The 26,888-nt window shown below is 59.6% G+C and carries 22 protein-coding genes; 5 read left to right on the plus strand and 17 right to left on the minus strand.

Going from position 1 to position 26,888, the window contains the following annotated elements:
* Positions 1–17: 17 nt before the first annotated feature.
* From VK574_RS20720 to VK574_RS20785, 14 genes are all read right to left on the minus strand, one after another.
* Complete coding sequence (locus VK574_RS20720; RefSeq protein WP_472801779.1) at positions 18–2,717, minus strand: ComEC/Rec2 family competence protein; 2,700 nt, start codon at positions 2,715–2,717, stop codon at positions 18–20.
* A 39-nt stretch (positions 2,718–2,756) separates the two neighbouring features.
* Complete coding sequence (rlmD, locus tag VK574_RS20725; protein WP_472801780.1) at positions 2,757–4,070, minus strand: 23S rRNA (uracil(1939)-C(5))-methyltransferase RlmD; 1,314 nt, start codon at positions 4,068–4,070, stop codon at positions 2,757–2,759.
* A complete protein-coding gene (locus VK574_RS20730; RefSeq protein WP_472801781.1) occupies positions 4,067–4,780 on the minus strand; it encodes a hypothetical protein in 714 nt (237 codons plus the stop codon). Before VK574_RS20730 ends, rlmD begins: the two co-directional genes overlap by 4 nt.
* A 151-nt stretch (positions 4,781–4,931) precedes the next feature.
* Positions 4,932–5,777: a type III pantothenate kinase gene (locus VK574_RS20735; RefSeq protein ID WP_472801782.1), complete on the minus strand. Its 846-nt coding sequence runs from the start codon at positions 5,775–5,777 to the stop codon at positions 4,932–4,934.
* A gap of 8 nt (positions 5,778–5,785) precedes the next feature.
* On the minus strand, positions 5,786–6,568 hold the full coding sequence (locus VK574_RS20740) for a biotin--[acetyl-CoA-carboxylase] ligase (RefSeq protein ID WP_472801783.1): 783 nt from the start codon (positions 6,566–6,568) through the stop codon (positions 5,786–5,788).
* Positions 6,569–6,570: 2 nt separating this feature from the next.
* Entirely contained in the window at positions 6,571–7,461 is an 891-nt protein-coding gene (nadC, locus tag VK574_RS20745) for a carboxylating nicotinate-nucleotide diphosphorylase (RefSeq protein WP_472801784.1), read from the minus strand.
* Positions 7,462–7,479: 18 nt separating this feature from the next.
* Complete coding sequence (locus tag VK574_RS20750; protein ID WP_472801785.1) at positions 7,480–8,148, minus strand: J domain-containing protein; 669 nt, start codon at positions 8,146–8,148, stop codon at positions 7,480–7,482.
* A 65-nt stretch (positions 8,149–8,213) separates the two neighbouring features.
* Positions 8,214–11,027, minus strand: a complete 2,814-nt coding sequence (locus VK574_RS20755; protein ID WP_472801786.1) for a valine--tRNA ligase — start codon at positions 11,025–11,027, stop codon at positions 8,214–8,216.
* A 212-nt stretch (positions 11,028–11,239) separates the two neighbouring features.
* Complete coding sequence (bamD, locus tag VK574_RS20760) at positions 11,240–12,769, minus strand: outer membrane protein assembly factor BamD (protein WP_472801787.1); 1,530 nt, start codon at positions 12,767–12,769, stop codon at positions 11,240–11,242.
* A gap of 37 nt (positions 12,770–12,806) precedes the next feature.
* Positions 12,807–13,493 carry a ribulose-phosphate 3-epimerase gene (gene rpe, locus VK574_RS20765; protein WP_472801788.1) on the minus strand — a complete coding sequence of 229 codons (687 nt, stop codon included), beginning with the start codon at positions 13,491–13,493 and terminating at the stop codon, positions 12,807–12,809.
* Between the two features lie 26 nt (positions 13,494–13,519).
* On the minus strand, positions 13,520–14,158 hold the full coding sequence (locus tag VK574_RS20770) for a hypothetical protein (protein WP_472801789.1): 639 nt from the start codon (positions 14,156–14,158) through the stop codon (positions 13,520–13,522).
* A gap of 51 nt (positions 14,159–14,209) precedes the next feature.
* Positions 14,210–14,779 (minus strand): HEAT repeat domain-containing protein, encoded by a 570-nt coding sequence (locus VK574_RS20775; RefSeq protein ID WP_472801790.1) that lies wholly within the window; start codon positions 14,777–14,779, stop codon positions 14,210–14,212.
* Positions 14,780–14,797: 18 nt separating this feature from the next.
* Positions 14,798–16,102 carry an excinuclease ABC subunit C gene (locus VK574_RS20780; RefSeq protein WP_472801791.1) on the minus strand — a complete coding sequence of 435 codons (1,305 nt, stop codon included), beginning with the start codon at positions 16,100–16,102 and terminating at the stop codon, positions 14,798–14,800.
* Between the two features lie 63 nt (positions 16,103–16,165).
* Positions 16,166–17,563, minus strand: coding sequence for a TldD/PmbA family protein (locus tag VK574_RS20785; protein WP_472801792.1), 1,398 nt, complete (start codon positions 17,561–17,563; stop codon positions 16,166–16,168).
* A gap of 124 nt (positions 17,564–17,687) precedes the next feature.
* Here VK574_RS20785 and VK574_RS20790 point away from each other — a divergent pair, with 124 nt between their 5' ends.
* On the plus strand, positions 17,688–18,575 hold the full coding sequence (locus VK574_RS20790; protein WP_472801793.1) for a tetratricopeptide repeat protein: 888 nt from the start codon (positions 17,688–17,690) through the stop codon (positions 18,573–18,575).
* Positions 18,576–18,577: 2 nt separating this feature from the next.
* Here VK574_RS20790 and VK574_RS20795 read toward each other — a convergent pair whose 3' ends face one another.
* Positions 18,578–18,856, minus strand: coding sequence for a hypothetical protein (locus tag VK574_RS20795; RefSeq protein WP_472801794.1), 279 nt, complete (start codon positions 18,854–18,856; stop codon positions 18,578–18,580).
* 134 nt (positions 18,857–18,990) lie between these two features.
* Positions 18,991–20,445, minus strand: coding sequence for a metalloprotease TldD (gene tldD, locus VK574_RS20800; RefSeq protein ID WP_472801795.1), 1,455 nt, complete (start codon positions 20,443–20,445; stop codon positions 18,991–18,993).
* A 641-nt stretch (positions 20,446–21,086) separates the two neighbouring features.
* On the opposite strand from tldD, the gene VK574_RS20805 reads away from it, so the two are divergent.
* The 4 genes from VK574_RS20805 to VK574_RS20820 all read left to right on the plus strand — a co-directional run bounded on the left by VK574_RS20805 (position 21,087) and on the right by VK574_RS20820 (position 24,158).
* On the plus strand, positions 21,087–21,281 hold the full coding sequence (locus VK574_RS20805) for a hypothetical protein (protein WP_472801796.1): 195 nt from the start codon (positions 21,087–21,089) through the stop codon (positions 21,279–21,281).
* Positions 21,282–21,342: 61 nt separating this feature from the next.
* Positions 21,343–21,873 (plus strand): YfiT family bacillithiol transferase, encoded by a 531-nt coding sequence (locus VK574_RS20810; RefSeq protein ID WP_472801797.1) that lies wholly within the window; start codon positions 21,343–21,345, stop codon positions 21,871–21,873.
* Positions 21,874–21,880: 7 nt separating this feature from the next.
* Positions 21,881–23,467: a hypothetical protein gene (locus VK574_RS20815; RefSeq protein ID WP_472801798.1), complete on the plus strand. Its 1,587-nt coding sequence runs from the start codon at positions 21,881–21,883 to the stop codon at positions 23,465–23,467.
* Between the two features lie 433 nt (positions 23,468–23,900).
* Positions 23,901–24,158, plus strand: coding sequence for a hypothetical protein (locus VK574_RS20820; RefSeq protein ID WP_472801799.1), 258 nt, complete (start codon positions 23,901–23,903; stop codon positions 24,156–24,158).
* A gap of 192 nt (positions 24,159–24,350) precedes the next feature.
* Here VK574_RS20820 and VK574_RS20825 read toward each other — a convergent pair whose 3' ends face one another.
* Entirely contained in the window at positions 24,351–26,537 is a 2,187-nt protein-coding gene (locus VK574_RS20825; RefSeq protein WP_472801800.1) for an OPT family oligopeptide transporter, read from the minus strand.
* Positions 26,538–26,888 lie beyond the last annotated feature (351 nt).

The following is a 26,888-nucleotide window of genomic DNA, read 5'->3' on the forward strand; positions in this document are numbered from 1 at the left end:
CACAGAGCCGGTGTGCGCTATCTTTCCTGCATGCCACAGAGCGCACTCGCTCTCACACTTTTCCCGTCGAGTTCAAAACAGGTTGCACCGTTGATATCCGTCGAAAAAGTGCGAACATGCGACGCCTGCAACTCCGCAAGAACTTCTTCCCGCGGATGTCCGTAGCGATTGCGCAGTCCGCACGAAATCACAGCCCACTGCGGCGCGACGCGTGCCAGAAACGCAGGCTGGGTTGAAGTAACGCTGCCATGGTGGCCCACCTTCAGCAGGGTGCTCTCAAGCCCCTCTTCCGCAAGCATCGCTTGCTCGATCGGAGACTCCGCATCGCCCTCGAGCAATACCGAGGCGCCGCGATACGAAACATGAAGGACAAGCGAGTCGTTATTGTTCGGCTCCGCGCCCGGCTCGTAATTCGCGAGCGGGGCAAGCACGCGGATCTGAGTGCTGCCTAGCGCCGCGCTGTCGCCCGCGCGCATAGTATGCACTTTTGCGCGGAGCACGGCCGCTTCATCCAGCAGTGCCTTATACGTATCAATCGGCGGATTGTTGCCGACCCACAATTCGTCGGGTCTGAAATTGCGCAGCAGGCTCGGCAGACCGCCCATGTGGTCGGAGTGCGCATGACTTAGCGCAACAACGTCGAGGTGCCGGATCCCGCGTGACCACAGCACAGGCGAAACTACCTCTTCCCCAATGTCGAAGTCTTGAGGAACTTGTCGTGGGCCGCCGCCGAATCCGCCGCCATCCACCAGCATGGTCTTGCCATCCGGCGTGACAAGCAGAAGCGAATCTCCCTGGCCCACGTCGATGGCCTCGACGAGCAATGCATCGTGGGGGTGCTCGATAGGGCGAGGCATCACCACGATGACCGCCGCGCCCAGAATCGCCACCCATGCGAACCGACGTTGCCAGAACGCGCCTGCCTGATTCCCTCGCCGCGCAAGCAAAACGGCCAGCCCAATCAGAACGCAAAACATTCCAACCTGCAACGGAAGCGGAGCGGGAACACGAAAATCACCCGCAGCCACCGATCCAAATGTATGCACCAGTCTCACGCCCAGGTGCAACAGAAATGCTGCCGTGGCCGCGGGAATCGTCGCGACAGTCGTTGACACAAACGACGCGATCATCGTGAGCAGCGCAGCCGGCAGCAGTACCACCAGCAGCGGAAGAATCAGTATGTTCACCGGCAATGCGAATACGGTAATGCGATGGAAATAGACCGCCATCGGCAGCGCCATTGCCAGTTCCACAATGCACGACACCACCAGCGCTTCCACGGATCGCAACAAAAACCGAATCGTCCACGGGAACAAGCCCCACCCGACCCATCTCTGCGATGCCCGCGCCAGTGCCGACGCAAACATCCGCAGCATCACGCGGAATTGCGCATGCCGCGGCGGAAGCTTCACATCGAGCGCAATCAGCGAAAGTCCGCGCGTGGCCGACAAGTAAGGATGCACGGTTTTCGCCAGCAGCGGCGCCGCAACTCCCCCAATGGAGACGACCGCGAGCAGCGTCATCTGCAGGCTTGAGTCAAACAGACTCCGCGGGCTGGCCGCGAGCAAGCATAGCGACGCAAATCCAATCGTGTTCAGTACGTTTCGCTCGCGATAGACGAGCCGGCCCAGAAGATACAGCGTCACCATCCAGAGCGAGCGCTGCACCGGCATCGCAAATCCCGTGAACAGCGCATAGGCAAACGACGCCGCAATTGTCATCAGCGTCGCAGGCAGTTGCGGCACGCGCAGTCTCCGTGCGATCCACAAAATCAGCGCAGCCACGATTGCCAGATGCAAACCCGAAACCACAAGCATGTGGAACGAACCGGTCCGCTCGAATCCCACGCGCAGCGAGTGCGTCAGGTAAGTGCGATCGCCCGTAACCATCGCCGCCAGCATGATCGCATCGTCTTCGCTGAGCCGCAATGAAGGCGGCAGCCCGCTCATCGCCGCAGGCAACGCCAGAATCCTCGCGCTCGCCGCTTGTTGCCATCCCGCAACGCGACAGCCGAAACTGCGCTCCTTCGCAGGCTCGATCACTGCTAGCCGATCCGAGTTCACGGTGGCTGTTGCCGTAATCCCCTGGTCGAGCAAATAATCCCTGCGATTCCACGCACCCGGATCGCGATAGACCTCCGGCTCCATCAATCGCGCATCGGCGCGAAGTCTGTCGCCACAGTGAAACCCTGTTGCTGCTGCTTCGACTTCCGGCCAGCGCACCGTGAGCCGCACCCCACCCGGCATCGCTCTCTGCGTGTCTTCTTCGTCCGTTACGACCTCAACGCTCGAGATAGCGAGGTCCAGGCGCTGCATTTGTGCCGTGTCGTTTCCTTCGTTCACGTCCTCCTCAAGCTCTCCATGTATCGGTCCGGCGCTTACGATCGTGCCCTCGACCGTACGCATCAGTCCATCAGACAGAACAGCAAGCGCCGGCGATGGCGCCGGCTGCGGCTGCATTTCTGCGCACCATGCGCCAAGTAAGCACCACAGAAACGCGAGAGGCAGCCATGCCGCGCGTTGGGCCCGCACCCCCGCAATCGCGCATAAGAACGCGACCGGAGCTAGGGCAATCAAAAGATATGCGGGGCGGAGCCAGACGAAATGACAGAGCACGATTCCGAGCGCAAACAACCACGCCGCATGAAATAGCGGTACGCCCACACCGGCCCGCACAGGACCAGGCGCAGAACCGGAGTTACTCGGTGCAGCTTCCATTGAGCCCTAATCTAGAAATTATCTATAGCCGCAAGGTTATCAGGATCGACGCAGTTCGACCACTGACTCAAGATGAAACGTCTGCGGAAACAGATCGGCGAGCGTCACGGAGCTTATTTCATATCCGGAACTGAGAAGCGCGCGCAGGTCCCGCGCCAGTGTCGCCGGATCGCAGGAAACATACACGATCGCAGGCGCTCCGACCTCGGCGAGAAGGGAGGTCGTCTCCGCGCCAAGCCCCGCGCGTGGCGGGTCTACGACAACGAGATCGGGCCTAGACATCTTGTCCTGCGCTCGCAGAAATGCCGCCGTCTCCGCGATCACACAATGGGCCGAGCCGCCTTCCAGGTTGTGCTTCAAAGCTTCGCTGGCCATTGGTGCCGATTCGACAGCGACGACGCGTTCAAAATTCTCCGCCAGCTTTTTCGCAAAGAGGCCGACGCCTGCGAAAAGGTCCCACGCCAGCCCTCCCCTCCGATCCGCCGCAACCTGGCCACAGAGACCGTCAATCAGCCACCGATTCACCTGGAAAAATGCGCCGTGATCCACACGAAAATCAAATCCACTTGCACGGTAGGTCAGCGAAAACTCGCCCAATTGCGCGAGAATTTGCGGAGCCTTGTCCGTGCCAGCATCCTCAATCAACTCCGCGCCGACAAGTGCCGGGATGTGTTTCTTCCATTCATCGAATACGCGGTCAAATCCGCGAGTGCCCGATTCGGGCACCATCATGCTCGCCAGCATTTCCGTTTCGTCCGCATTTGAAAAGAGCGAAATCTCCCTCGCGCGAAATCCCGGCTTCGCCACTTTCAGAATCTCCTCGGCGTGCAAAGCGGCTTTCACCAGCAGTGGCGCAGCAATCGGACACTCGGCAATTGGAACCAGATCGTGGGAGCGTCGCGCGCGGTATCCAACGCGGCCTGCCGCGTCCATCGCAAGACGAATGCGATTCCGATACTGCCACGGATTGCCGGCCAGCACCTCGATCGTCTCTGGCGCGCGAACGCCGCCACGCTCCAGAGTCTCGCGCAAAATCGCCTGCTTGAATTTGAGTTGCGCTTCGTAGTTCGCGTGCTGATAATGGCATCCTCCGCACGCGCCAAAGTGGCGGCAGTGCGGCACAACGCGTTCCGGCGCAACCCTCACAATCTCTTCCGGCTCCGCAGTGGCGAAACTTCTCTTCTCTTCCACGATGCGCACACGAGCCTCTTCGCCCGGCATCGTCAGCGGCACAAACGTCGCCTTGCCCTCCATGCGCGCCAGAAATGCCCCACCGTAAATCGGCTTCTCGATCTCGACGAGAGCGCTCCGCGCGGGCTTCGCATTGCTTGGTTTCGGAGGTCTGCGCTTCATTGTTGGCTCATGTAGAACAAGCTCAGGCGCGGCAGGCTGTAGTGCACGAGCAGTTGCTTCTGTTCGAATTGACGCTTTACCTGGCGCAATTGGTCTACGCTCATACGGCCGCGATAAGGTGCCAGTTCGCGCTCGGCATGTTCTCGCAGGCCAACGATGAGATCCTCCGGCGCTGCGGCCTGAAGTGCTGTGAAGAGCCGCTCCTCGAGCACCGTGAGAACCCGTTCGAAAGCCTCCATCTCGTGCGCCACCGTGGTTGCGTTCTGAGCGGCCCGAGCTTCCGCCGCAAGTTCCCGCAGACGCTTCGCCGTTGCGGCGCAGGCATCGCGCGCGATCGTTGAAGCTTCAAGAGCCGTCGCGGCGCCCTCAAGGTGCATCGCCACCCGCTCATGTTCAAATCCGGTTTCTTCCGTTGCTGTCGATGTTGTCGCCGTTCCCGCGCTCGCCTCGCGCAACTCCTCGGCTGCTTCCATTACCGCCTGCGAACACCACGCCAACCCATTCACGCGCCGCATCCGTCCGCGTTTCTGCCGCGACTCGTACTTGTCAAACGCCGCATCAATCCCGCGCAGCACGGCCTCGAGCGGAATCCCCGCGTCGCGCCACGTCTCGATCAACGCCCAGTCAAGTGTGGATAGCAACAAGATCGCCCCGCGCCGCTGCTGGAAGCGCTCCTCGATCTCCGTAAAATAATTAAAGTAGTTTTGCACGCGAATCAGTGAACAGTGGACAGTGATCAGCTCGAACGGCGTGCCATCGTTGAATCCGCCGAGATAAGGATCTCGGCGAAGGAGCCTGTCTCAGAAGGGCAATTCTGCCTACCATCGTCTGTCCACTGTTCACTGATCCCTGTCCACTTTCTCAGTGTGCTCTGCCCCGCGGCCGCACATTGCGATTTCGCTCAAACAGAATGCGCAGCCCGTCCAGCGTCAGCAGGTCGTCGATCTCCGAGATGTAGTGCGAGTCCGCCGCAACCATGTGCGCCAGCCCTCCGGTAGCAATCACGCGCGGCTTCTGTCCAAGCTCTGCAAAGATCCGTTCCAGAATCCCATCCACAAGCCCGATGTAGCCGTAGTACAACCCGCTCTGCAGATGCCCCACCGTGTTGGTGCCGATCACCTTTGCGGGCCGCTTGATCTCCACGGGGCTCAGACGCGCCGCACGCGAAAACAGTGCCTCCGCGCTCAATCCGAGTCCTGGTGCGATCGCCCCACCCAGGTACTCGCCCTTATCTGAGATAACTTCAAACTTCGTTGCCGTTCCGAAATCCACCACGATGCACGGTCCACCATATCGTTCGATCGCCGCAATGCAATCGGCCAGCCGATCCGCGCCAAGCTCCGTTGGATTGTCCACAAGCACCGGCATTCCTGTCTTGATGCCAGGCTCCACGAACAGTGGCTCTAGATGGAAATACGTCTCGCAAACTTGCCGCAGCGTCGAGTCCAGCGGCGGCACCACCGACGAGATAATGATGTGAGTCACCTGGCTCGGCGACAGGCCATGCATCTCAAACAACTTCACAAAAAACACGCCGTACTCGTCCACCGTCTGCGTGCGATGGGTAGTGAGGCGCCAGTGCGCGGTCAGGTCAAATCTGTCCTTCGCGGCAACGGCTGTGCCCTTCGGCGGAAGTCCAGCCTCCGCGTCGAGCCTGTAGAGCCCCAGCACCGTATTCGTGTTTCCCACATCGACCGCAAGCAGCATCGTCGTTCTTATTCCGTCTCCGCGGCGCGAATGCCGCCTGTCTGCACCGTCACAATTCCACGATTGGTTCTTACCAGCAAAAAACCGTTCGCGTCTAAGCCTGCAGTGATGCCGACGCACGATTGTGGTCCGTGAACCTCAACACGTCGGTTCCAGATCCACGTAGACATCTGCGCAACACGCGCGGGAATCGCCGCTATCACTGCGGCATCGTACAGCCCCCAGGTTTCTCGCTGCAGCGATTCTAGCAGGGCAATCAGCAGTACCTGACGGCTGATCCGACGGCCGGACTCGATGTCCAGCGAGGTTGCAGGCGTGGACAAGCCGGCATCGAATCTTCGCTGGTGGACGTTGATTCCGACGCCGATTACGACGAGTGCGCCGGCGCTCGCATCGGTCTTCGACTCCACCAGAATGCCACCCGTTTTGCGATCACCAATGAGCAGATCATTGGGCCAGCGAATGTCGACATTCAGTCCGGCTACCGAGATTGCCCACGCTGCGGCCAGACCCGTGACCAACGGAATCATCGGCAGATAAGCCGGCAGAATATCCGGACGCAAAAGGACACTCACGTACAGGCCTTCTCCAGCATTCGAGCGCCAGGAGTGATCACCGCGCCCGCGTCCCGCCGTCTGCTCATCGGTAAAAAAGACGGACCCATGAGGCGCCCCATCGCGTGCAGCCGCCAGCGCGTCGGTGTTTGTCGATCCGGTTACGGCAGAAAAATGCAGCTTGCCCGCGAAGATCGTTCCCGCGAGATCCGCATCTATGGTCGCAAGGTTATACACCTCTAGGCAGGCTCCGCAACAATGCTCATCGAGATATCGGCAGCCTTGGCGGAGTGCGTAAGCGCGCCCACGCTGATGAAGTCCGCACCCGCTTCGGCGTAGGCGCGAATGTTCTCGAGCACAATGCCGCCCGACGCCTCGATCGGAATCCAGCGGTCTTCCTTGCGAATGCGTTCTACCGACGTCTGCACCTGCGCGGGAGTCATATTGTCCAGCAGGATGGCTTCTCCGCCGTACTCGAGCGCTTCTTCCAGTTCCTTCGCCGTGCGCACTTCCACCTCGATGCGATTGCCCGGCTTGCGCTTTTCCAGAGCGTTGGTGAGCGCCGTACGCAATCCGCCCCCAAGTGAAATGTGATTGTTCTTGATCAGAATTCCCGACGACAGATCGAGTCGATGATTTGTGCCGCCGCCGCAAAGCACCGCGTATTTCTCCAGCGCGCGCATTCCCGGCACGGTCTTGCGTGTATCGAGCACGCGGGCTTTCGTTCCCTGGATCGCATCCACGTACTGGCGCGTCAGTGTCGCGATCCCGCTCAGGTGCTGCATCAGGTTCAGGATCACGCGTTCGCAACTCAGCAGCACCCGCGCATTGTGGCGAATCACCGCAATCACCTGGCCCTTGCGCACCCGCACGCCATCAAAGATCTCCGGGTGGCTCACCACGTCGAATCGCGTGTGCGCCGCCGGTCGCGGATCGAGCCGAGCGAAGATCTCGAGGAACCGCGGCACCGCACCCAACCCGGCCACCACCAGTTCCTGCTTCGCGATGATCGAGGCGGAAGCGCGCAGGTTAGCGTCGATGGTCACGTTGGTCGTGGCATCGCTCACAGCCTTGTCTTCCAGCAGGGCCTGCTCCAGCAATGCATCTACGCGGTGGCTCTTCCAGTCCATTCGTTCTTCTTTCGATGTTCAAGACTGCCAATTCGATTTCATTTGTCGTAGAAAGTTATAAACAACTTTCTTGACGCTGTCATCCGGACGGTTAGTGAGCGTGTGAAACCGGCTTAGATCCAGTCGATCAATTTGGAGCGAACACGTCTGCTGCTTCCCCGCAATCGTATCCGCAATTCTTTGCCACGCGCCCTGCTTCTCGCCTTTGCGATCGACGAGCCTGATGCTTCCCAGGTCTGAATACCAGACCACCGAGAGCAGTCCCTTGGAGTCGCGGACGTACAAGCGGTGCCCCGTCAAGAGGATAAATTGCGAATTGCTCGGTGTTCCGGGTGACAATTCGATAAATGCCACCGGAGGGTCCGAGGCCTCAACACGCGCCCCCGCAATGACCGCGCGAATCCGCTCAGGAAAGTTTGGCGCTACAAAACAACCGGGCTCGTCTCCGAAAACAATCTTGGGCGTTGGAATTTTGCGGATCGGAGAAACAAAATCCGCCTCAGGCAGCTCTCTCGTCGGATTCTCGAAGTGTACGCAAAGCGCCTGGTAGGCCGCATGAATGCGCTTGAACCGCTCTTCCGCCTCAGAGCGCTTCTTCAGGTTGCCTTCAAATTTATCCGGATGCCAGAGCTTGGCCGCAGTCCGATACGCCCTGTGAATCGCCGCCTTCGACTTCGGCGGCTGCACAATTCCAAGGATTCTGGAATGCTGAAGGCAATCTCTGCATACACACGCCATTCGCTAGGATTCACTCACGCGGGCGGTAGGGAATCGAGATCCCTCCGCAGCTTGTCGAGCAGTTGTTGTGCGTCGTCGCGTTGCTTCTTCAAGCCCTCAACAATGTGCGCCGGAGCCTTCGCCGTGAAGCCGGGATTATTGAGTTGGCGGTCGGAGTTGGCAATGATCTTTTCCTGCCTTGCGATTTCCTTGTTCAGCTTCTCGCGCTCCGCGTCGGTGTCAATTTCCTTTTCATATTCGACAAAAACATCGAAGCTAACAAACGCTTGCCAAGCCAAGTCGGTATGTTTTTTCTTGGCGTTACGGTCTTGGACGGAAACGAACTCCAGATCCTTCACCCTTGCCAATCTCTGAATGATGTCTGCGTTCGTGTGAAAGATCGAACGAATCTGCTCCTCAGCAGCGACCTTTATTGATACGAGTGCCTTTTCCTCGATCCTGATCTCTTTCCTCCGCGCACGAATCGCGTTAATCACCAGCTGGAGCTCGTCCATTTCATTCTTGCCCGCTCCTGCAATCGCAGATTGGGGGTCACGGTTGCCGAAGGGGGCAAACCAATCGGTCGACGGATATTTCGATAGCGCAATCGACTTATGGGGCGGCTTCCCGTCATAGAGGGCATGCCATATTTCCTCGGTGATGAAGGGCATTATGGGTGACAGCAAGCGAAGCGACGATTCAAAGACATACAAGAGCACCGTTAACGCTTCTTCGGCGGACGCGTTCATATTGAAGTCGAGACGAAGCTTAACGATTTCCAGATACCAATCGCAGAATTGGCCCCAAAAGAACTTGTATATGGCGTTCGCAGCATCATCGAATCGATATTCTTTGAGCGCTAGATCGACTCGATGCGCCGTCAGGTTGAATTGGAAAATGATCCAACGAGATTCGACCGATGAATCGCTCGTCAGATTTGGCGCCGAAGCGAAAGATATCGGTTCAATTGTTATTCCTGCTTCTTTGGCCCGATCCACGTTCATAAAAATGAACCGCGCCGCATTCCAAATCTTGTTAGCAAACGCCCGGTACCCCTCCGTCCGCGCCACGTTAAACGCAATATCCGTTCCCGGCGAAGCCATCGAAGCCAGCGTGAACCGGACCGCATCGGTCCCGTACTGCTTCACAATCTCGATCGGGTCGACAACGTTCCCCTTGGTCTTCGACATCTTCTCGCGATTCGCATCCCGCACCAGCGCGTGAATGTACACCTCGCGGAAGGGAACTGAATCCTTCAACGTCCGCGCCGATCCGTCCGGCATCTTCACGTCATCCGAGAACCAGCAGCCCAGCATGATCATCCGGGCCACCCAGAAGAAAAGAATGTCAAAACCTGTAACCAGCAAACTCGTCGGATAAAACGCGTCAAAATCTGCGCGATTCACTTCCGTAATATTCGGCCATCCAAACACCGATACCGGCAGCAGCCCCGAAGAAAACCACGTATCCAGCACATCCGTCGATTGCGTGATCTGGTCTGACCCGCAATGCGCGCACTTCGTCGGATCATCGCGCCCCACCGTGATCTTGTGGCACACCGCGCAGTGCCACGCCGGTATCCGATGTCCCCACCAAAGCTGCCGCGAGATGCACCAGTCGTGGATGTTCTCCATCCAGTTCAGGTACGTCTTCCCATACATCTCCGGCGTGAACTTGATGTGTCCTTCCTTCACCGCTGCAATCGCCTTGTCCGCGAGCGGCTGAATTTTGACAAACCACTGCAGCGAAAGTCGTGGTTCCACCATCGTCTTGCATCGGTCGCAGTGGCCCACATTGTTGACGTGGTCCTTCACGCCCGCCAGCAGGCTCATCTCTTCGAGATCCGCCACAATCTTCTTGCGCGCGACAAACCGGTCCAGCCCCGCGTACACGCCGCCCTCGGCATTGATGTGCGCCGTATCGTCCATGACGTTGATCGAAGGCAGATCGTGCCGCTGCCCCAGCGCAAAGTCATTGGGATCGTGCGCCGGCGTCACCTTCACCGCGCCCGTGCCAAATTCCGGACTCACCCACTCGTCCGTGATCACCGGAATCTCGCGTCCCACCAGCGGCAGGCGCAGCTTCTTCCCATGCAGATGCTTGTAGCGCTCGTCCGCGGGATGAACGGCAACCGCCACATCGCCCAGCATCGTTTCCGGACGAGTCGTAGCAACGGTTAGAAACTCGCCCGTATCCTTGCCGTCGTCCCCGATGACCGGATACCGAATCTCCCACAGATGTCCCTTGTGCTCGTCGTACACCACTTCCAGATCGCTGATCGCCGTCTGGCAGCGCGGACACCAGTTCACGATGTAGGCGCCGCGATAAATCAGCCCCTGCTCGTAGAGCCGGACAAACGCCTCGCGCACAGCCACTGAAAGCCGCTCGTCCATCGTGAAATATTCGCGGTCCCAATCGACGGAGGTGCCCAGTCGCTTCATCTGGCCGAGAATCGCGCCGCCATAGTGCCGCCGCCATTCCCACACGCGCTCGACAAACTTATCGCGGCCCATCTGTTGCCGCGTCGTACCCTCGGCTGTGATCTGGCGTTCCACCAGCATCTGCGTTGCAATCCCCGCATGGTCCGTCCCGGGAATCCACAGCACGCGATTGCCGCACATGCGGTGCCAGCGAATGAGGATGTCGCTCTCGGTGTGCTCGAACATATGCCCCATGTGCAGATTGCCGGTCACATTGGGCGGCGGCAGCAGGATCGTGAACGAGGATTTGTCCCCGAGATCCTCTGGACCAGGCGTCGGCTGAGCGAAGAGCTTCTCGCGAACCCAGTATTCGGCCCAGTGGTCTTCAATGGCTGTGGGATCGTACGCTTTGGATAAATCGTGCGGCATGGGAATGGTCTGCGAGTCCCGGGGGTTTTGCCCCGAAACCCAGCTTTCACAAGGATTTCAGACAAGGGGGACTACTCTTAACTCTAGCAGATTCAGAAACCCGTCCTAAGTCGCACCGGTATCCGTACTGACTCCAAAAACAAAGGCCGCACCCTCTTCGGATGCGGCCCTTCGTCTCATTCTCTTGTTCCCTGTTCTCTTGTTCTCTGTCTCTAGAACGGGTTCAGCTTGCCCAGACCCTTCTTCTTTTTCTTCTTGCTTGAAGACTCTTCATTCAGGTCAGCTTTCGATTTCTTCCTCGCCGCATCGGCCTGCGTCTGCGTCTGCGCTGTACCCGACTTGATGTCATTCACCTGGTCAGGCGCTTCCGCCGGTTTATCCACCGGCGGCAGAACCGTGTTGTTTGGGCCAACGGGCTTCACCAGGGCATTGTTGGGATCCCCCGGCGTTCCTGCCGGAACGGGGTCATTCCCTGTCGGCGTGCTTCCGGCATTACCGTTCGGCGCATTCACAATCGATACACCCACGCCCGTTCCTCCGCCATCTGGCGGAGCAAGCGGAACATTGGAAGGCTGATCGCTGCGAGGCGGCTCGTTCGGACCGGTCGGGCTCACGGCGGCTGGTGCTGCGGGTTTACCCTCGTTCATGGCCGAAACAAAGAGTGCCTGGTTCTGCTTGGTTACATCGGGCGCCAGCGTACGTTTCGGATCCTCCAGCGAAGGCTCGCCGACGTGCGCGGCTTCTACCACTGTTGGTCCGCGCTTGATGATCCCAATGAAATTGTCGGTGAACCGGATCGGCCGCATGCTCTTCTGTTCCGCGTCGTTTTCGGCCACCGCCGCATCAGACGGTTCCGGTACTGCGCGATTCATCGCCACCAGCCTGTCGCGTGCATCTTCAACGTGCGGCGCCATCGGGTACCTCGTGACCACCCTCGCATAGGCCGTTGCCGCTTTTTCTTCGAACAGGCTGTGCAGGCGCTCGCGCACAGCGCCTTTGATATTCGGTGCAATCAGCACTGCGTGTGCCTGGCCCGCGTAGGCATCTCCGATTGCCAGCAACGCCTGGTCGCTCTTCGAATACAACGGGTAGGTATCCACCACGGTCTCGAGCCGGGCGATTGCGGCAGTGAAGTTCTCGCGGCTCTCATAGTAGAGGCCGATCTGCGTTTCGCGCTCCGCTAGAACCTCCTGCACGTCGCGCAACTTCTGCTTGGCCCGCGGAATCAGCGGCGAGTCCGGGAACATGTTGATCATGGTCCGGTATTCCTTCTCCGCATCCTGCGCGTTGTTGTAGTCGCGGTCGGGCTTCTCCATCTGCTGGTAATAGATGTCGCCTACCTTCATCTGCGCCTCGGCTGCTTCCGGCGCGTTGGGGAAGAAGGTAATGAAGTCCTTGTATTCGCTCTCGGCTTGCGTCAGCGCCGCGGTTCCGCCTTCTTTGAACCAGCTGTCGCCCACAGCCAGCTTGGCGCGCATCCGGTATTCCGAGTCCGGATAGGTATTGAGCATGGTCTGCAGGTCGAGCCGCGCCACATCGAAGCGTCCCTTTTTCAACGCGATCATGGCCTTGTCGAACAGCTCCTTATCGGGCTGCTTCGAGTTCACGTTCGCCAGAGGATTTGCACTCAAATCCTGCGATTTCTTGTGCTTGGGCTTCTTTTCCTTGGCTTGGGCCGTAACCCCGGACAGCACCAGCGACGCCAGCGCCAACGCAGCTAAACTTCTCGACAACCGGTTCATACCACCTCAATTTGCGGCAGGGGGAAACTGCCACCCTTTACACGTTTACAAGATCAGACTCACTGGCGGCTGCGCGAGCCGCTGCCAGCAATGCACGGGCATCCCGTTCGGCCTGCCCCGCGCCAAACACTGCATTACCAGCCACCAATAGCTCCGCTCCTGCTTGGACGACCCGGGCGACCGTGTCGTGAGCCACTCCGCCGTCAACTTCGATTTTAAATGCCAGCCCCAGTTCCTTGCGCAATTGCGCCAGCCGCCGAATCTTGTCCAGCGAGAACGGAATGAAGCTCTGCCCGCCAAAACCCGGGTTCACACTCATGATCAACACATGGTGCACCATCGGCAAAATGTCGCGGATAAGGTCTACCCGTGTCGCCGGATTCAGCACTACACCCGGCTGCATACCATGGTCCCTGATGTGCATCAGCGACCGGTGCAGGTGACGGCAAGTCTCGTAATGCACACTCACCCAGTTGGCCCCGGCCTCGGCAAACGCGGGAATGAACTCATCCGGATTCTCGATCATCAGGTGGCAATCGAGCGGCAACTTCGTTGCCTTGCGCAGGCTGGCAACCACCGGCGGCCCGATCGTGATATTGGGCACGAAATGCCCGTCCATGATGTCCACATGGATCACCGTGCCGCCGCCCCGTTCCGCCGCGGCAACCTCGTCCCCGAGGTGCGCAAAATCCGCCGATAAAATGGATGGAAGTAGCTCGACCATCAACTCTGAAACCTTGCTCTCAGCGGTCAGTGTATCAGTCCGTCAATGGACTTCGCTCTTGTGGTTTCGATCATGCGAAGGAGCTCTCCACGGCTAATTCCCTTTGTTTGCGTGAGCGTCCAATCGCCCTTTCGTTCGAAGGCCGCAAACCAGCGATTCACTTGCGAACTATTCCCGGTGTAAACCATAAGGCTTCCCCGGCCATTTTTCAGCGAATTCCCGCTATACCAGATGAAGAGCGCATTCACTGCGAAAGCCTCAATTCGCCGATTGAGATTTGCCGAAGAATGAGCTTTCGTCGTGCCATGTGGCAAATCCGGCAACGGTATCTCAACATAATTGTCGCCAGATTTTATGTAGGACCACTGGCCGAGAACCCTATTCGGAGAGAAGGGAGGGAATGAGGTCTTCTCGTTGAAAAATTCGCTCTTTACACTATCGAGCCTGTTCGCTATGAAGTCAGAAGATTTACTCCCAGCAAACATCCAGTTCGCGATGATGCCGTTTCCCGAGTAACCAAGCCACTTGTGATCGAACCAGTTATCGATCTCGATGATCCAGACTTGTGCAGGATGGAGGTCTGAGAGCAGGCTAGCAACGACGGTATGCACCAGTGCTACGAAGTCATTGTCGTCAGTCAGTCCTGAATGGATTGGAACGGTCATGGACTCATTATCTGCTGGCATAGTGCTCGCAGCGACTGCGGTGCCGGGTAATCAGTCGAACATATGAATCGAAATGCGGTTCTGCCGCTTGCCCTGGTCGCGCTCGAGAGCCTTCAGTAGGATCCGGCTCCGCGCCCGCATCGCCGGCGTCCCCGACCGCCCCGCCACCCGCAGCAGATCTATAACATCCGGCAATGACTCTGGATCCTGCCGCGTCAGATCCGCCATCCCATGCAGAGCTGCCGTCTTCACAATCGAGCTGGAGTCCCCGAGGTAGGAACGGAGCACGGCATTGACGCGGCGGCATTCCGCGGCGGTCAGCCTGAGACGCGGAATGGTCAGCGCGAGATTCCAGCGCACCTTTTTCTCGGTGGTTTCAGCCATCAGCCCGAGAAGAGGCTCGACCCAGCGCTGGGCTTTTTCGGGACGCTGGCGGCTCACGCGCTCCAGCGCATCGGCGGCACGGCTGGCAACGGCGGGATCATCGTCCCAGAGGCACTCGACAACCTGCGCGAGCTTGGCGGGACGGCCCTCCACCAGTTCAACGACCTCCCAGACACGTCCAGGATCGAGGCGCGCGCCAGGCTTGAGCATTTGCCGGATTGTTTGCTGGATGGGCATGGCGACGCGGTCATTCTCTCATTGCGGCTTTGCCAGCGTCAGGCCCTTTGCCGCGACCCGGCCAACGCTGCGCAAAAGTGACCGGATCGGCCACCGCCCGTCCGAATCCGGAAAACAAGCCTCGCCCTCGCGCTTCACCTCCGGCCGGTAGTACCACCGCTTCAGCAGCGCCAGATGTCCCTGCCGAACCGTCGCCGACACCGGTCCCGCATCCTTCTCAAGCTCCGCCAGCACCGCCTCCATCCGCCCCTCCAGCATCGTCCGCGGAACTCTGGCATGCGCCGAATCTCCAGGCTCTACTGAACCGGGACTGATCACTGTCCACTGTCCACTGTCCACTATCTCCGGCACCGGCTCCAGCGCCATCGGCTGCGCAAACAGCGAACTCGATCCCGACTGTTCATTCTGAATGCGCATCCCAATCGTCGAGAACCCCACCGGTCCGTGCAGACTGCCGCGCTCAAACAGAAACACCGACACTTCGTCCGCCTTCGCCGACGATTGCAAAACCATTGCCCGCAGTTTACTCAACGGCTGCACAAGCTCCGGCGCCAGTGCGCGCACGCCTTCGACCTTTTGCACCTTTGTATGCAACGCTGCCGCATCCTCAAATGCCAGCCTCGCCGAAGCCGAATCCCGCTCATTGCGCAGCACCACCAGCTTGCTTTCGCCTCGTGTGGCCAGAAAATCCCGCACCCCCGCTGCTTCCTCGGCGTACCGTTCATCCGTGCAGCCCTTGTAGCAGGGCGCAAGGCACATCTTCATCTCCGAGTACACGCAGCCCGGGTGGTTCGGGTCAGGATTCAGATCGTCGGTGCACCGCCGCAGCAGAAACAGTTTCAGCGCCTCTTCCGCAAAGCGCTCCGCCGCCGCACGCGATGCAAACGGCCCGTACGCCCAATCGGCCTCTCGCTGACTTGGCTTGTTGGTCACCACGATGCGCGGGTATGGATTGCCGCCAAGGTACCGCACAAATGCTGGCGCCCGCAGATGCATCCGCTCCAGCGCCTTCGCTTCGTAAACCGCTTCAAGCAGAGAAAACTGCGCGAGCAGCGACTCAAAATCCGACCCCGTCCGCCTAAATGCGATCCGCCGAACCCGCCCCGCCAGTTGCAACCGTCGCGGATGCTTCGCCGAAGGCTGCAGCAGACGTTCCAGCCGCCCGCGTAAATTCGGCGTGCGCCCGATGTAAGGCTCGTCCTTTGCCTCCGCCCCATACAGCGCAAACACCGCCGGTGCCTGCGGTAACTGAGCCAAAGCCAACTTCGGCTCCGTCGGATCGAAGGCAATCTGCTCCATCGCACTTTTGTTTGGTTCGCTCAATGCGTGCACCGGCTCAGAACCCTCTAACCTGCTAACACGCGCAACGCGCGGCTAACTCCGCTCTCACGCCCCCGCTATCGTCATCCCGTCAATCCGCAGCGTAGGCGACGCCACTGATCCGCGAAACACCAGATCGTTCCCTATCGCCGCCACATTCATCAGCATCTCCGCCAGATGCCCGGCAATCGTGATCTCTTCGACCGCATGCGTCAGTTGCCCATTCTCAATCCACAATCCCGCGGCCCCGCGCGAGTAATCGCCTGTCACAATATTTGTCCCAAATCCCATCAAGCTCGTCACGTACAGCCCCGCCTTCACGCCACCAATGATCTCTTCCGGTGTCTGTGTTCCCGGCTCGAGATACAGATTCCCGCACCCGATCCCCGGCGCCCCCGCAAGCCCGCGCGAAGCATTATGCGTCGACTTCATTCCCAGCTTCCGCGCCGCATAGGTGTTCAGCATGTAGTTCCGCAGAACCCCGCCCTCAACCAGAATCGTCCTCCGCGACGGCAGACCCTCGCCGTCAAATGGAGTGCTTCCAAATCCACCCACACCGGTCGGCAGCAGCATCGTGCTGTCATCCACGATCGTGATCGTCGACGCGCCAATTGTCTCGCCCAGTTTCCCCGCCAGGTACGAAGCATGCCGCCAGATCGAATCACCCGATGCGGCATCGAACACAGACCCGATGAGCGACCGTGCCACCTCCGGCGAAAACACAATCGGCACCCGCTGCGTCGGAACCCGCCGCGCTCCCAGCCTCCGCACCGTCCGTCGAGCCGCTTCTTTGCCCACCGCTTCCGGAGAGTCGAGGTTCGCCATCCGCCGTGCGCTCGACCACCATCCATCGCGCTGCATCTGCCCGTTCGTATCCACCGCCAGCGGAGCCGCTGAAACTCCTGCATAACTCGAGCGATAGCTCCCCACAAATCCGCGCGAGTTCGCCAGCACCTTCCCGCCCGTCGCCGCATCGAAGCTTCCACCATCTGAATTCGTGATGCGCGGGTCCGCAGCCATTGCTGCAGCCTCACACCGCCGTGCCCATTCAATTCGCTCCGGCCCCGGCAGAGAGTACACGTCGTCGTAATACAGGTGCAGGTCGTCCGCAATCGCTCCAAACTCCTCCGTTTCCGGCAGCCCGATGAACGGATCTTCCTCCGTCACTTTGGCCAGCGCCATCGCACCCTCAACCAACTGCCGAATCCCGTCCGGCGTCAGATCGCTGGTCGAGGCCGAGGCCGACTGCTTCCCGCGAAACACCCGCAACCCGATCGCGCGGGAGCCGGACTCCTTCAGCGTCTCCACCTGCCCCATGCGCACATTTACGCTGAACTCGTCTCCCTCTCGGACGACAGCCTCGGCATCACTGGCACCTGCCTTTACGGCCAGCTTTACCACATCGGTTGCAAGGGATTGAAGATCGACAGCGGATACATCGGGGAGTTGAACGACTTCGGGCATGGGTCAACCTTAACAAACCGCCATCGCCCGGCGCATCCCGCCGCACTTCGCATGCCGGCCAGCGACGATCACAACTTGATTCTTCATAATTTGCTATGGTGTGGAGTTCCCCTGAAAGGCATTCATGATGCTGCGCCGCGCCCTTTTGCTTTCGATCTACCTCACTGTTTTTCCATGTCTTCCGCTTCTCGCCCAAAAGGCAGCCCTCGATCCAGGTCTGCTCAAAAAAGCCGAAGCCGGAGAAGCGCAGGCGCAGCTTACAGCGGGTGAGACTTATCTGTCAGGCATCTCCGTCCCGTTGGATTACACCAAGGCCTTCTCCTGGTTAGAAAAGGCATCCAATCAGGGCCTCCCGCGAGCGCAATTCGACCTCGCCTCGCTCTACGAATCAGGCAACGGCGTTACGCAGGACAGCGCCAAGGCCGCCACTCTTTACCGGAGAGCCGCCGAGCAGGGCTTTGCCCCCGCCGAACTCCACCTCGGCCTGCTCTACGATCGTGGCGACGGAGTTCCCCCGGATGATGCCGAAGCCGCCGGCTGGTATCGCAAAGCTGCTTTGCAGCATCTTCCTGAGGCTGAATACAACCTGGGCACTCTCTACGAGCGCGGCATCGGTGTCCCGCAGGACTATACCCAGGCCGCCGACCTCTACCGTCGCGCCGCCGAACAGGGAAATGTCTCTGCCCAGTTCAACCTCGGCCTGCTCTACGACAATGGCACGGGTCTCACGCGCGACTACGCACAAGCCGCAGCCTGGTACGCCAAAGCCGCCGAGCAGGGACTTCCCCGTGCCCAGTTCAACCTCGGCTCCATGTACGCCAATGGCCAGGGCGTCCCTGTAAATCTCGTTGAGTCGTACCTCTGGCTCGACCTTGCCGCTAGAAGGTGGTCCGGTTCACGCCAGCAGGATGCCGCCAAGGCCCGCGACCTCGTCGCCCAGCACCTTACCCCATCCGACCTCACCGCCGCCCAGGACCGCGTCGCCAAATGGCTCGCCGCCCACCAGAAGTAGCTCTACTTGCGCTGTAGTTTCTCGTGGTAGCGACGTGCGCGTTCATCGCCGCATTCATCGCGAGGAATCACATAGCGCTGAGCGCCATCGCGCCCCCAGCAGTAGGTGTCATTCCACGCACACTCAAGCTCATGAGGAAGAAAAAGATCCTCATAGTCCGGGCAGGTTTTGATCGCGAAATTTTGTTTCCGGCGGACGCCGCGGTGGGCCAGCTGCTTGTCCTCTTTGGCGCTGGCAATACCATTGATCGCCGCAAAGGGACGGCGATAGGAACGGCTCATAACGTACTCCAGGTCGCAGTTGCGTACCTACGTCATGGCACTTTCCTCCCAGTTCGATTCTAACGTCATTTTGAATAAACCCGGCAAAGCGAAATTGGTCGCGAAAGAATCTTCAGAACAGTACGCCCCGCGCTCTACCGTCCCGTCCCGCCCACCGTCATCTTGTCCAGCTTGATCGTTGGCATCCCGACCCCCACCGGCACGCTTTGCCCATCTTTCCCGCAGGTCCCGATCCCCTCATCCAGCTTCAGATCGTTCCCCACCATCGAGACGTACTTCAGCGCCTCCGGCCCATTCCCGATCAACGTCGCATCCCTCACCGGCGCTGTAATCTTGCCGTCCTCGATCAGATAAGCTTCGGAGGCCGAAAACACAAACTTCCCGTTCGTGATGTCCACCTGCCCGCCGCCAAAGTTCACCGCGTACAAGCCCCGCTTCACCGAGCGCAGAATGTCTTCGGGGTCGTCCTCACCTGCCAGCATGTAAGTATTCGTCATTCGGGGCATCGGTATGCAGTGGTAGCTTTCCCGCCGTCCCGACCCCGTGTTCGCCGCTCCCGTCAGTCGTGCCGAAAGCTTGTCGGTCAGATACCCCTTCAGAATGCCGTTTTCAATCAGCACCGTCTCCTGCGTCGGCGATCCCTCGTCGTCTACATTCAGCGATCCGCGCCGCCCGGCCATCGTTCCGTTATCCACTACCGTCACTTTGCTGCTGGCCACCGACCGTCCAATCAACCCCGTAAACGCCGACGTCCCTTTGCGATTGAAGTCTGCCTCAAGCCCATGCCCCACTGCTTCGTGCAGCAGAATTCCCGGCCAACCCGGCCCCAGCACCACCTGCATCTCGCCCGCCGGCGCCGGCACTGCGCCAAGCTGCAAAATCGCTCCCCGCGCGGCTTCCTGCGCCAGATGTTCGGGGCTCTTCGAACCCACAAATTGCTCCAGCCCACCTCTTCCGCCCCCACCCGCCGACCCTTTGGTCGTCGTTGCGACATCCTTGCCAATGACGAACACATTCAACCGGCACAGTGGCTGCGTATCGCTGGCAAACGCCCCATCCGAAGCCGCAATAAGGATGCGCCGCAACTCCTCGCTGTATCCCGCCCGCACCTGCACAATCCGCGGATCATACGCCCGCGCCGCCCGGTCAGCCCTCAGAATCAGCTCCAGACGCGCCGCGAGGTCCAGATCAAACCCACCCAGTGGAACAGGATAGAGATCCGCCCCGGCCGTCTCCGTAAATCCCTGCACGGGCTGCTTGGCCGGCCCCGACGCAATCAGCGCCGCTGTCCGTGCCGCATGCAACAGTCTCTCTGTGCTCAGGTTGTCTGTGTAGGCGTAGCCGGTCCGCTCGCCCGAAAGCACGCGAATGCCGCACCCCGCACTCGTTCCCGTGCTCGCCGATTTCACGATCTGTTCATCGACCCCCAGCGAAGTCGACGTCACCGACTCAAAATAGAGATCGGCGTAGTCGCCGCCCGCAGAGAGGGCTTCGCCCAAATAGCGCTCAAGCAGCCGCTCGGTGATTCCAAATTTTTCAAAAAAGTAACGTCTGTGACTGGGCTGAGGGGAAGTGACAGGTAGGCTCATCGTAGCTTTCAGTTTACGCCGTCTCGAACTTCACCGCATTCCGGCACCAGGCATTTCCACACTTGATTCATGACTCCTCCCCTGGTATTTCCACAATCTCCCTCGTGCTACATTTACCCCCATGAAGAAGATTCTTGCTGCTGTGCTCTTGGTCCTCGTGTTCGCCGCTCCGGCGTTCGCAGCGACTACGCATCACCACCATCACCGTCATCACCACCATCGCAAAGCCTAGAACCGGTTGCACGAATAGGCTTTGAAAGGGCGCGACTTTAGTCGTGCCGGCGGGTGGCCCTGGTCCCATGGTCTTTCTAGACCACGACAAGGGTGCCCCCGGTCCCTCGCATTTGGGGACCGGGAATATCAATACGACGCAAGCACAGTTGGTAGCCAGAAGGCGAGACTTTGCAGCTGTGGCTATGTGACCGCCAATCCACAGATTTTGGGTGATTCCACAGCGTCGGCGCTGAAGGGCATGAGCCGACCGCTTGCGAGCCTGTTTCGCCGATTCCGGGCGAATCACTGCCTAACCGTTAGCAACCCCGGAGTACACACCTGCTTGAAGTATTGCCACCGGTACTTTCCGTCGTCTCCGGTGACTTCCGGTACTATCGCCCGTCCCGTTCTCGTGCTACATTCCTGCCATGAGGAAAATTGCGGTTACCGCGCTATTGCTGGTGTTGTGTGCCGCTCCGGCCTTCGCCATCTGGCCTTTTCATAAAAAGCCCCCCAAGGACCCACGTGTCATGGAGCATCCCAAGGCCTATCACCCGCAGAATGAGAACCTCAAGCACCTGCCGAAACACAAAGTGCAGAAGCACCCCACACCCGCCAAATAGATTCGCCTCGCGCCGTAACGCCCTGCAGCCGCGTCCGCGAGCCCTCCAGGTTTTTAGAGCAATGACAGAATTGGAAGACCTCCGCTATCCGATTGGCCGCTTTAGGCCTCCCTCTTCGTCTGAACCGGCAGCTCGCGCCGAGCAGATTTCCAACCTCCGCCTGCTTTCTCCCGCGCTGCAGAAAGCCGTCTACGGACTGACCCACCTGCAACTCGACACTCCTTATCGCGAAGGCGGGTGGTCCGTGCGCCAGCTCGTACATCACATCGCCGACAGCCATGCCAACGCGTATTGCCGCACCAAGCTCGCCCTCACTGAAGACTGGCCCACCATCAAACCCTACGACGAGGCCGCCTGGGCACGCCTGGCCGACAGTCGACTGCCTGTCGACGGCTCCCTCGCGATGATCGCGGCGATGCACGAACGCTGGGTGACCCTCCTCGAGTCGCTCCCTGACGCCGACTTCGAGCGCGGCTACGTCCATCCTGAGAACGGCCGACAGAATCTCGCCACCGTGCTTGCCATCTACGGCTGGCATTCGCGCCATCACACGGCGCACATCACGAATCTTCGCGCGCGGCAGAACTGGTAGGCTTCGTGTGTCTCTTGCTGTCGACGCGCTTTCTGCTTCCAAACTCGCCGAAATCCTCGAAGAATACCTGGCCGCCCATCCCGCCGCAGCGCTGCTTGAAGATGGCCGCGTCCTCTTCGACATGCGCCTCACGCGCTACTCCGTCATCGAGTCCCACGGGCGCTGTCTCCTCCAGCTTTGGAGTGAAGAGCGAAATATTGTCCGCACCGTCTTAGAAATTCAGCCGCGCGCCCAATGCCTGCGTGTCATGACCCGCCGCATGGGCGCCGCGAAGCCGCAGGCTCTCGAACTTGTCTCGAACAGCGACCGCCGCACCCCTACCGCCCGCGACTCCGCGCGCCGCAGCTTTCAGCGACTCCTCGAACGTGTCCTCATCCGCGCTTTTCCGGGCGCGAAGATCGATGGCCTTCGTTCCGCGATGGATCTCGAGCACAGCTTTGGCCCTGCGTACATTCGTGGCCGCCTTCTGCGCGGCACCGCCGCCGAAGCCATCATTGGCGTCAGCGAGACAGAATCCGCCGCCACCATCGACGGCATCCTCACCCTGGGCATTCTCTGGCTCGACTACTGCCGCGAGAAAAGCGCTGCCCGCCGCCACTTCGGCTCGCTCAAGGTGATCGTGCCTCGAGGATCGGAGCACACCACGGCTGAGCGCATGGCCTGGCTTAACCACGCTGCCGCCGATTTTCAGCTCTTCACGCTCGATGAGCGCAGCGAAGAACTCGCGCCGGTCGACTTCCGCGACAGCGGCAACAAGGTAGTGCGTCTCGTCCACGCCTTTTCCCCGGCTGCAGCCCTCACGCGTTGCCAGTCCGGCATCGACACCATATTGAATCTGCTTCCGGCCGACGCAAAGCCGCGCATCGAAATCCGTCCGCGTTCGGCTGCCGAAGTCGGCTTGATCCTCCACGGCCTTGAATTCGCTCGCGTACGTCACGGCGCCGATGCGCATTCCTTCGCCCGCGAGCAGCAGATCACCTTCGGCGCCGGCGCCAATGAAACCCAGCTGACCGATGAGACTGCAGACCTTTGCCGCGAGCTGTGCGCGCGCCTCTTTGCTAGCCGCCATCGCGACGGCGTCCACAAAGATCCGCTCTTCCGCATCCAGCCCGAGCGCTGGCTCGAATCTGAATTCCGCGCTGGACTCAGCAACCTGCTGCCCTCGCTTCAAGGTGATCAACTCTACTCCCAGGTCCCCGCGTTCTCATCCGGCGATCGCGGCATGCTCGATCTGCTCACCCTCGATCGAGATGGCCGCCTGGTTGTCATCGAACTCAAAGCCGACGAAGACATGCATCTCCCCCTACAGGCCCTCGATTACTGGATTCGCGTGCGCGCTCTCAATGCCGATCGGCAACGCACCGCCGGCAGCGACCGACTCGTATCGGCGTTCGAACGCGAGGGTTACTTCCCTGGAGTAGAAGTCTCGCCAAAGCCCCCGCGTCTCCTCCTGGCCGCACCCGCGCTACGCATCCACCCCGCCAATCTCCCCGTCTTGCGTTATCTCTCTCCCCAGGTTGACTGGGAACTCATCGCCCTCAGCGAACACTGGCGCCACGAACTCCAGATCGTCTTCCGCAAGCACCCCGCCTGATTCTCCGCGTTCCAAGCTGACACTTCCGATAATCAGCGACGCCATTTTGAGGGAACATGATTTGGTGCCGTCATTCTGAACGAACGGGGCTCCGAACGTACCAGGGGCCCTTAAAGAGCGATCGAGCTCTTTGGGGTAGGTTCGGGGGTGGTGAGCGAAGAATCTGCTTTTGTCTGTGGGCGTCTTCCTAACCTACAGATCTCCGTCTGGGGCGTTCACCGTTCCCACTCTCCGCCCGGAAATTGAAGACCAAAATTGTGTGCCGAGTTTTCCTGCAAATAATTTCACCCTCCGCGTGGGGAGGTGATATAAATCACATATTTCCTGAAGAGACAGCGGGAGAATCGCTTTATTACACAAGAGCTGCCCGCTCTAGTCCTGAAGGGGTATCTGCTTCCTCCGGCAAGAACCCCCCAGGTGGGAGATCTTCTTCGTGCCGAACCAAACCGTCTATGAGTTCCGGTCTGCCGCAGTACGCGAGCCCGCCGCTTCCGCTCCGTTTTTCGCGCCGGACAATGTCGTCTCGATCTGCGATTCCCCCTTCTTTTCGAGAAGCACCCTGAACGAACGGCCAGAACCAAATCCAGACGGCCTCGGTTGCGCTCGCGGTCTCCGCTCCGCCTTCCTTTTTGAAGCCGGCATGATTCTATTGGCCTACGGAATCTGGCACCTCTGCCACCTGGTCCGCTAAAGCGATTCTCGCTTCGTTCCTGATCATCCGCCGTGAACTTTCAGACACCGGCACGAACGAGGGTGCCCCATCCAAGCTCCGCTTGGGTGGGAAAGTACGATCTAACCAGCAGTGATTTCATTCTTTCCGGGGTGTCGCGCAGCGATATCCCTGACCGCTTTGTTTTCGGCGTCCTCGCCGAAATCGAGCCACCTACTTCTTCAGCGGCTTCCGCGCGAAGTAGTAAAGCGCATACGCCAGCATCGCAAATCCCAGCACCGAAACCCACATATGATCCAGAATCGTCCCCTGCGGGAAATTCAGGATGTCGCGGTTCTCCATGTAGGTCGCTTCAACGGCCTTCAGCGCCACGCCGATCAGCCCCGCAATTCCGCCCGCCGCAATCAACCCTGAAGCAAACAGCGAGCCCGACGAAATCTCGCTCTCCGCATCGGCATTTCCGGCCCGCGCCGCTGCCCGGTCCACGATCCAACGCACCACTCCGCCCACAAAAATCGGCAGCGTCGTCCCGATCGGTAGATACGCTCCTACAGCAAACGTCAGCGAGCGAATCCCCAGCAACTCCACCGCAATCACCAGCGACACGCCCAGCAGCACCAGTCCCCACGGCAGTTTTCTGCTCAGGATGCCATTGATCACTGTCGCCATCAGCCGTGCCTGCGGTGCCGGCGCAGCAGCGCTCCCGATGCCCTGGATCCAGTGCACTTCAATCTTTCCCGTCGTCGGAGAATACAAATACTTCCCGTCCTGCAACTCTGTCGACCCAATCGCATTCAGCACAACGTACTCCGACGCCTGGTGCGAAGTGGTCGTCTTGTCATCCGCCACTACACGAATTTGCGGCGGCAGATGCTTGATGTTCGCCTGAACCGAAACGCCTGCATGCGCAGCGTTGATATCCCATGCCTGCGCGGCTGCGTGGAACTCCTGCAGCCCCGTGTTCATCAGGTTCAGCGTGACGCCAATCACCAGTGTCGAAACCACCACCCCGATCATCAGTGCGATCTGTTGCGCTCGCGGAGTAGCGCCAATGATGTACCCCGTCTTCAAATCCTGCGAAGTATCCCCCGAGTTCGAAGCCGCAATGCACACCACGCCGCCAATCGTGATCGCCAGTGCGCCAAATGCCGGCGCCGTCCATCCCTGTACCAGGAAGACCGCCGTGGTCGCCATCAGCGTCGCGATCGTCATGCCCGACACCGGACTAGCCGACGACCCCACCAGCCCTACAATTCTCGAACTCACCGTCACAAACAAAAATCCAAACACCACCACCAGCAGCGATGCCGAAAGGTTCGCCGCCCATCCCACAAACGCTCCCGGCACCGGCTTGAACTCGAGAAACAGGAACATGCACGCCACAATCAGCAGCGATCCGATAATCACCACGGTCATGGGAAGATCGTTCTCGGTGCGAATCGGCTTCGCTTCGACTTTCTCAGCTCCGGGCTTCATATTCTTCAGGCCCACCGCGAGCGCGCTCCAGATCGTGGGCATGGTCTTCAGCAGCGTAATCAATCCCGCTGCCGCTACCGCTCCTGCACCCATCGGCTTGATGTAGCTGGCCCATAGATCGCTCGGCCCCATCTGCGCAATGGGAATCTGTCCCGGATAAACCGGATGCGGCAGTTCCTTTCCGAAGAAGTAGATCAACGGCATCACTACCAGCCACGAGAAAACGCCGCCCGCAAAGATCACACCGGCTACCTTCGATCCGATGATGTAACCCACACCGAGATACTCCGATGTCGCATCGGCATTGATCGACGCGCCCTTCAGCACATGCTGCGGTCCAAAGTCAGGCCGAAACTCAGGCGAACTCGGCCACGCTCGAAAGAGATTTGCATTCTGAAAAAACGTGTAGACCCCGCCAAGCCCGAGTCCGAGAAAAACCCGACTCGCCAGCGATCCGCCTCTCTCGCCCGCAATCAGCACATCCGCGCAGGCCGTTCCCTCGGGGTAGGGAAGCACTCCATGTTCCTTCACAATCAACTGCCGCCGCAGCGGAATCATGAACAACACGCCCAGCCATCCGCCGATCAACGCCAGCATGAAAATCCGCGAATACTCCAGGTCAAATCCCAGAAACACCAGCGCCGGCAGCGTGAAGATGACGCCCGAGGCAATCGACTGCCCCGCGTTCCCCGTGGTCTGCACAATGTTGTTTTCAAGAATCGACGCACGACCAAACGCGCGCAGAATGCTGATCGACAGCACCGAGATCGGAATCGAGGCAGCCACAGTGAGCCCGGCTCGCAGGCCAACATACACAGTCACGGCCCCAAAGATGATGCCAAAAACTGAGCCCAGCAGCAGCGCTCGAACGGTAAACTCCGGCGGGTGCTGATCCGGCGGAACAAAAGGTTGAAACTCGGCCACGGATTGCCTCCAACAGAATGCTGACGAAAACCTTGATTTCCCTGAAGGGAAGAGTTTACGTCATCCCAACCATTTTCATTGTCTTGCCCGTAATCCCATCACCCCGCACTGTCATTCCGACCGACCGCAGGGAGCGGAGGAACCCGCAGTTGCTTTTTCCCCCAATCACCACACATGTCATTCCGACCGACCGCAGGGAGCGGAGGAACCTGCAGTTGCCTCTAGCGGCGTCTAGCAACCAGAAGCACAATGAGTGAAGTGTTAGTGACCGCCTGGCTGATCAACCAGATCAACAAGCGGGAGGCAGGACACTCCGTGCCACCCCGGACAATCCGACCCGCGCCTCTTCCC

It is taken from the genome of Occallatibacter sp., from assembly GCF_035317045.1.
Lineage (GTDB): Bacteria > Acidobacteriota > Terriglobia > Terriglobales > Acidobacteriaceae > Telmatobacter.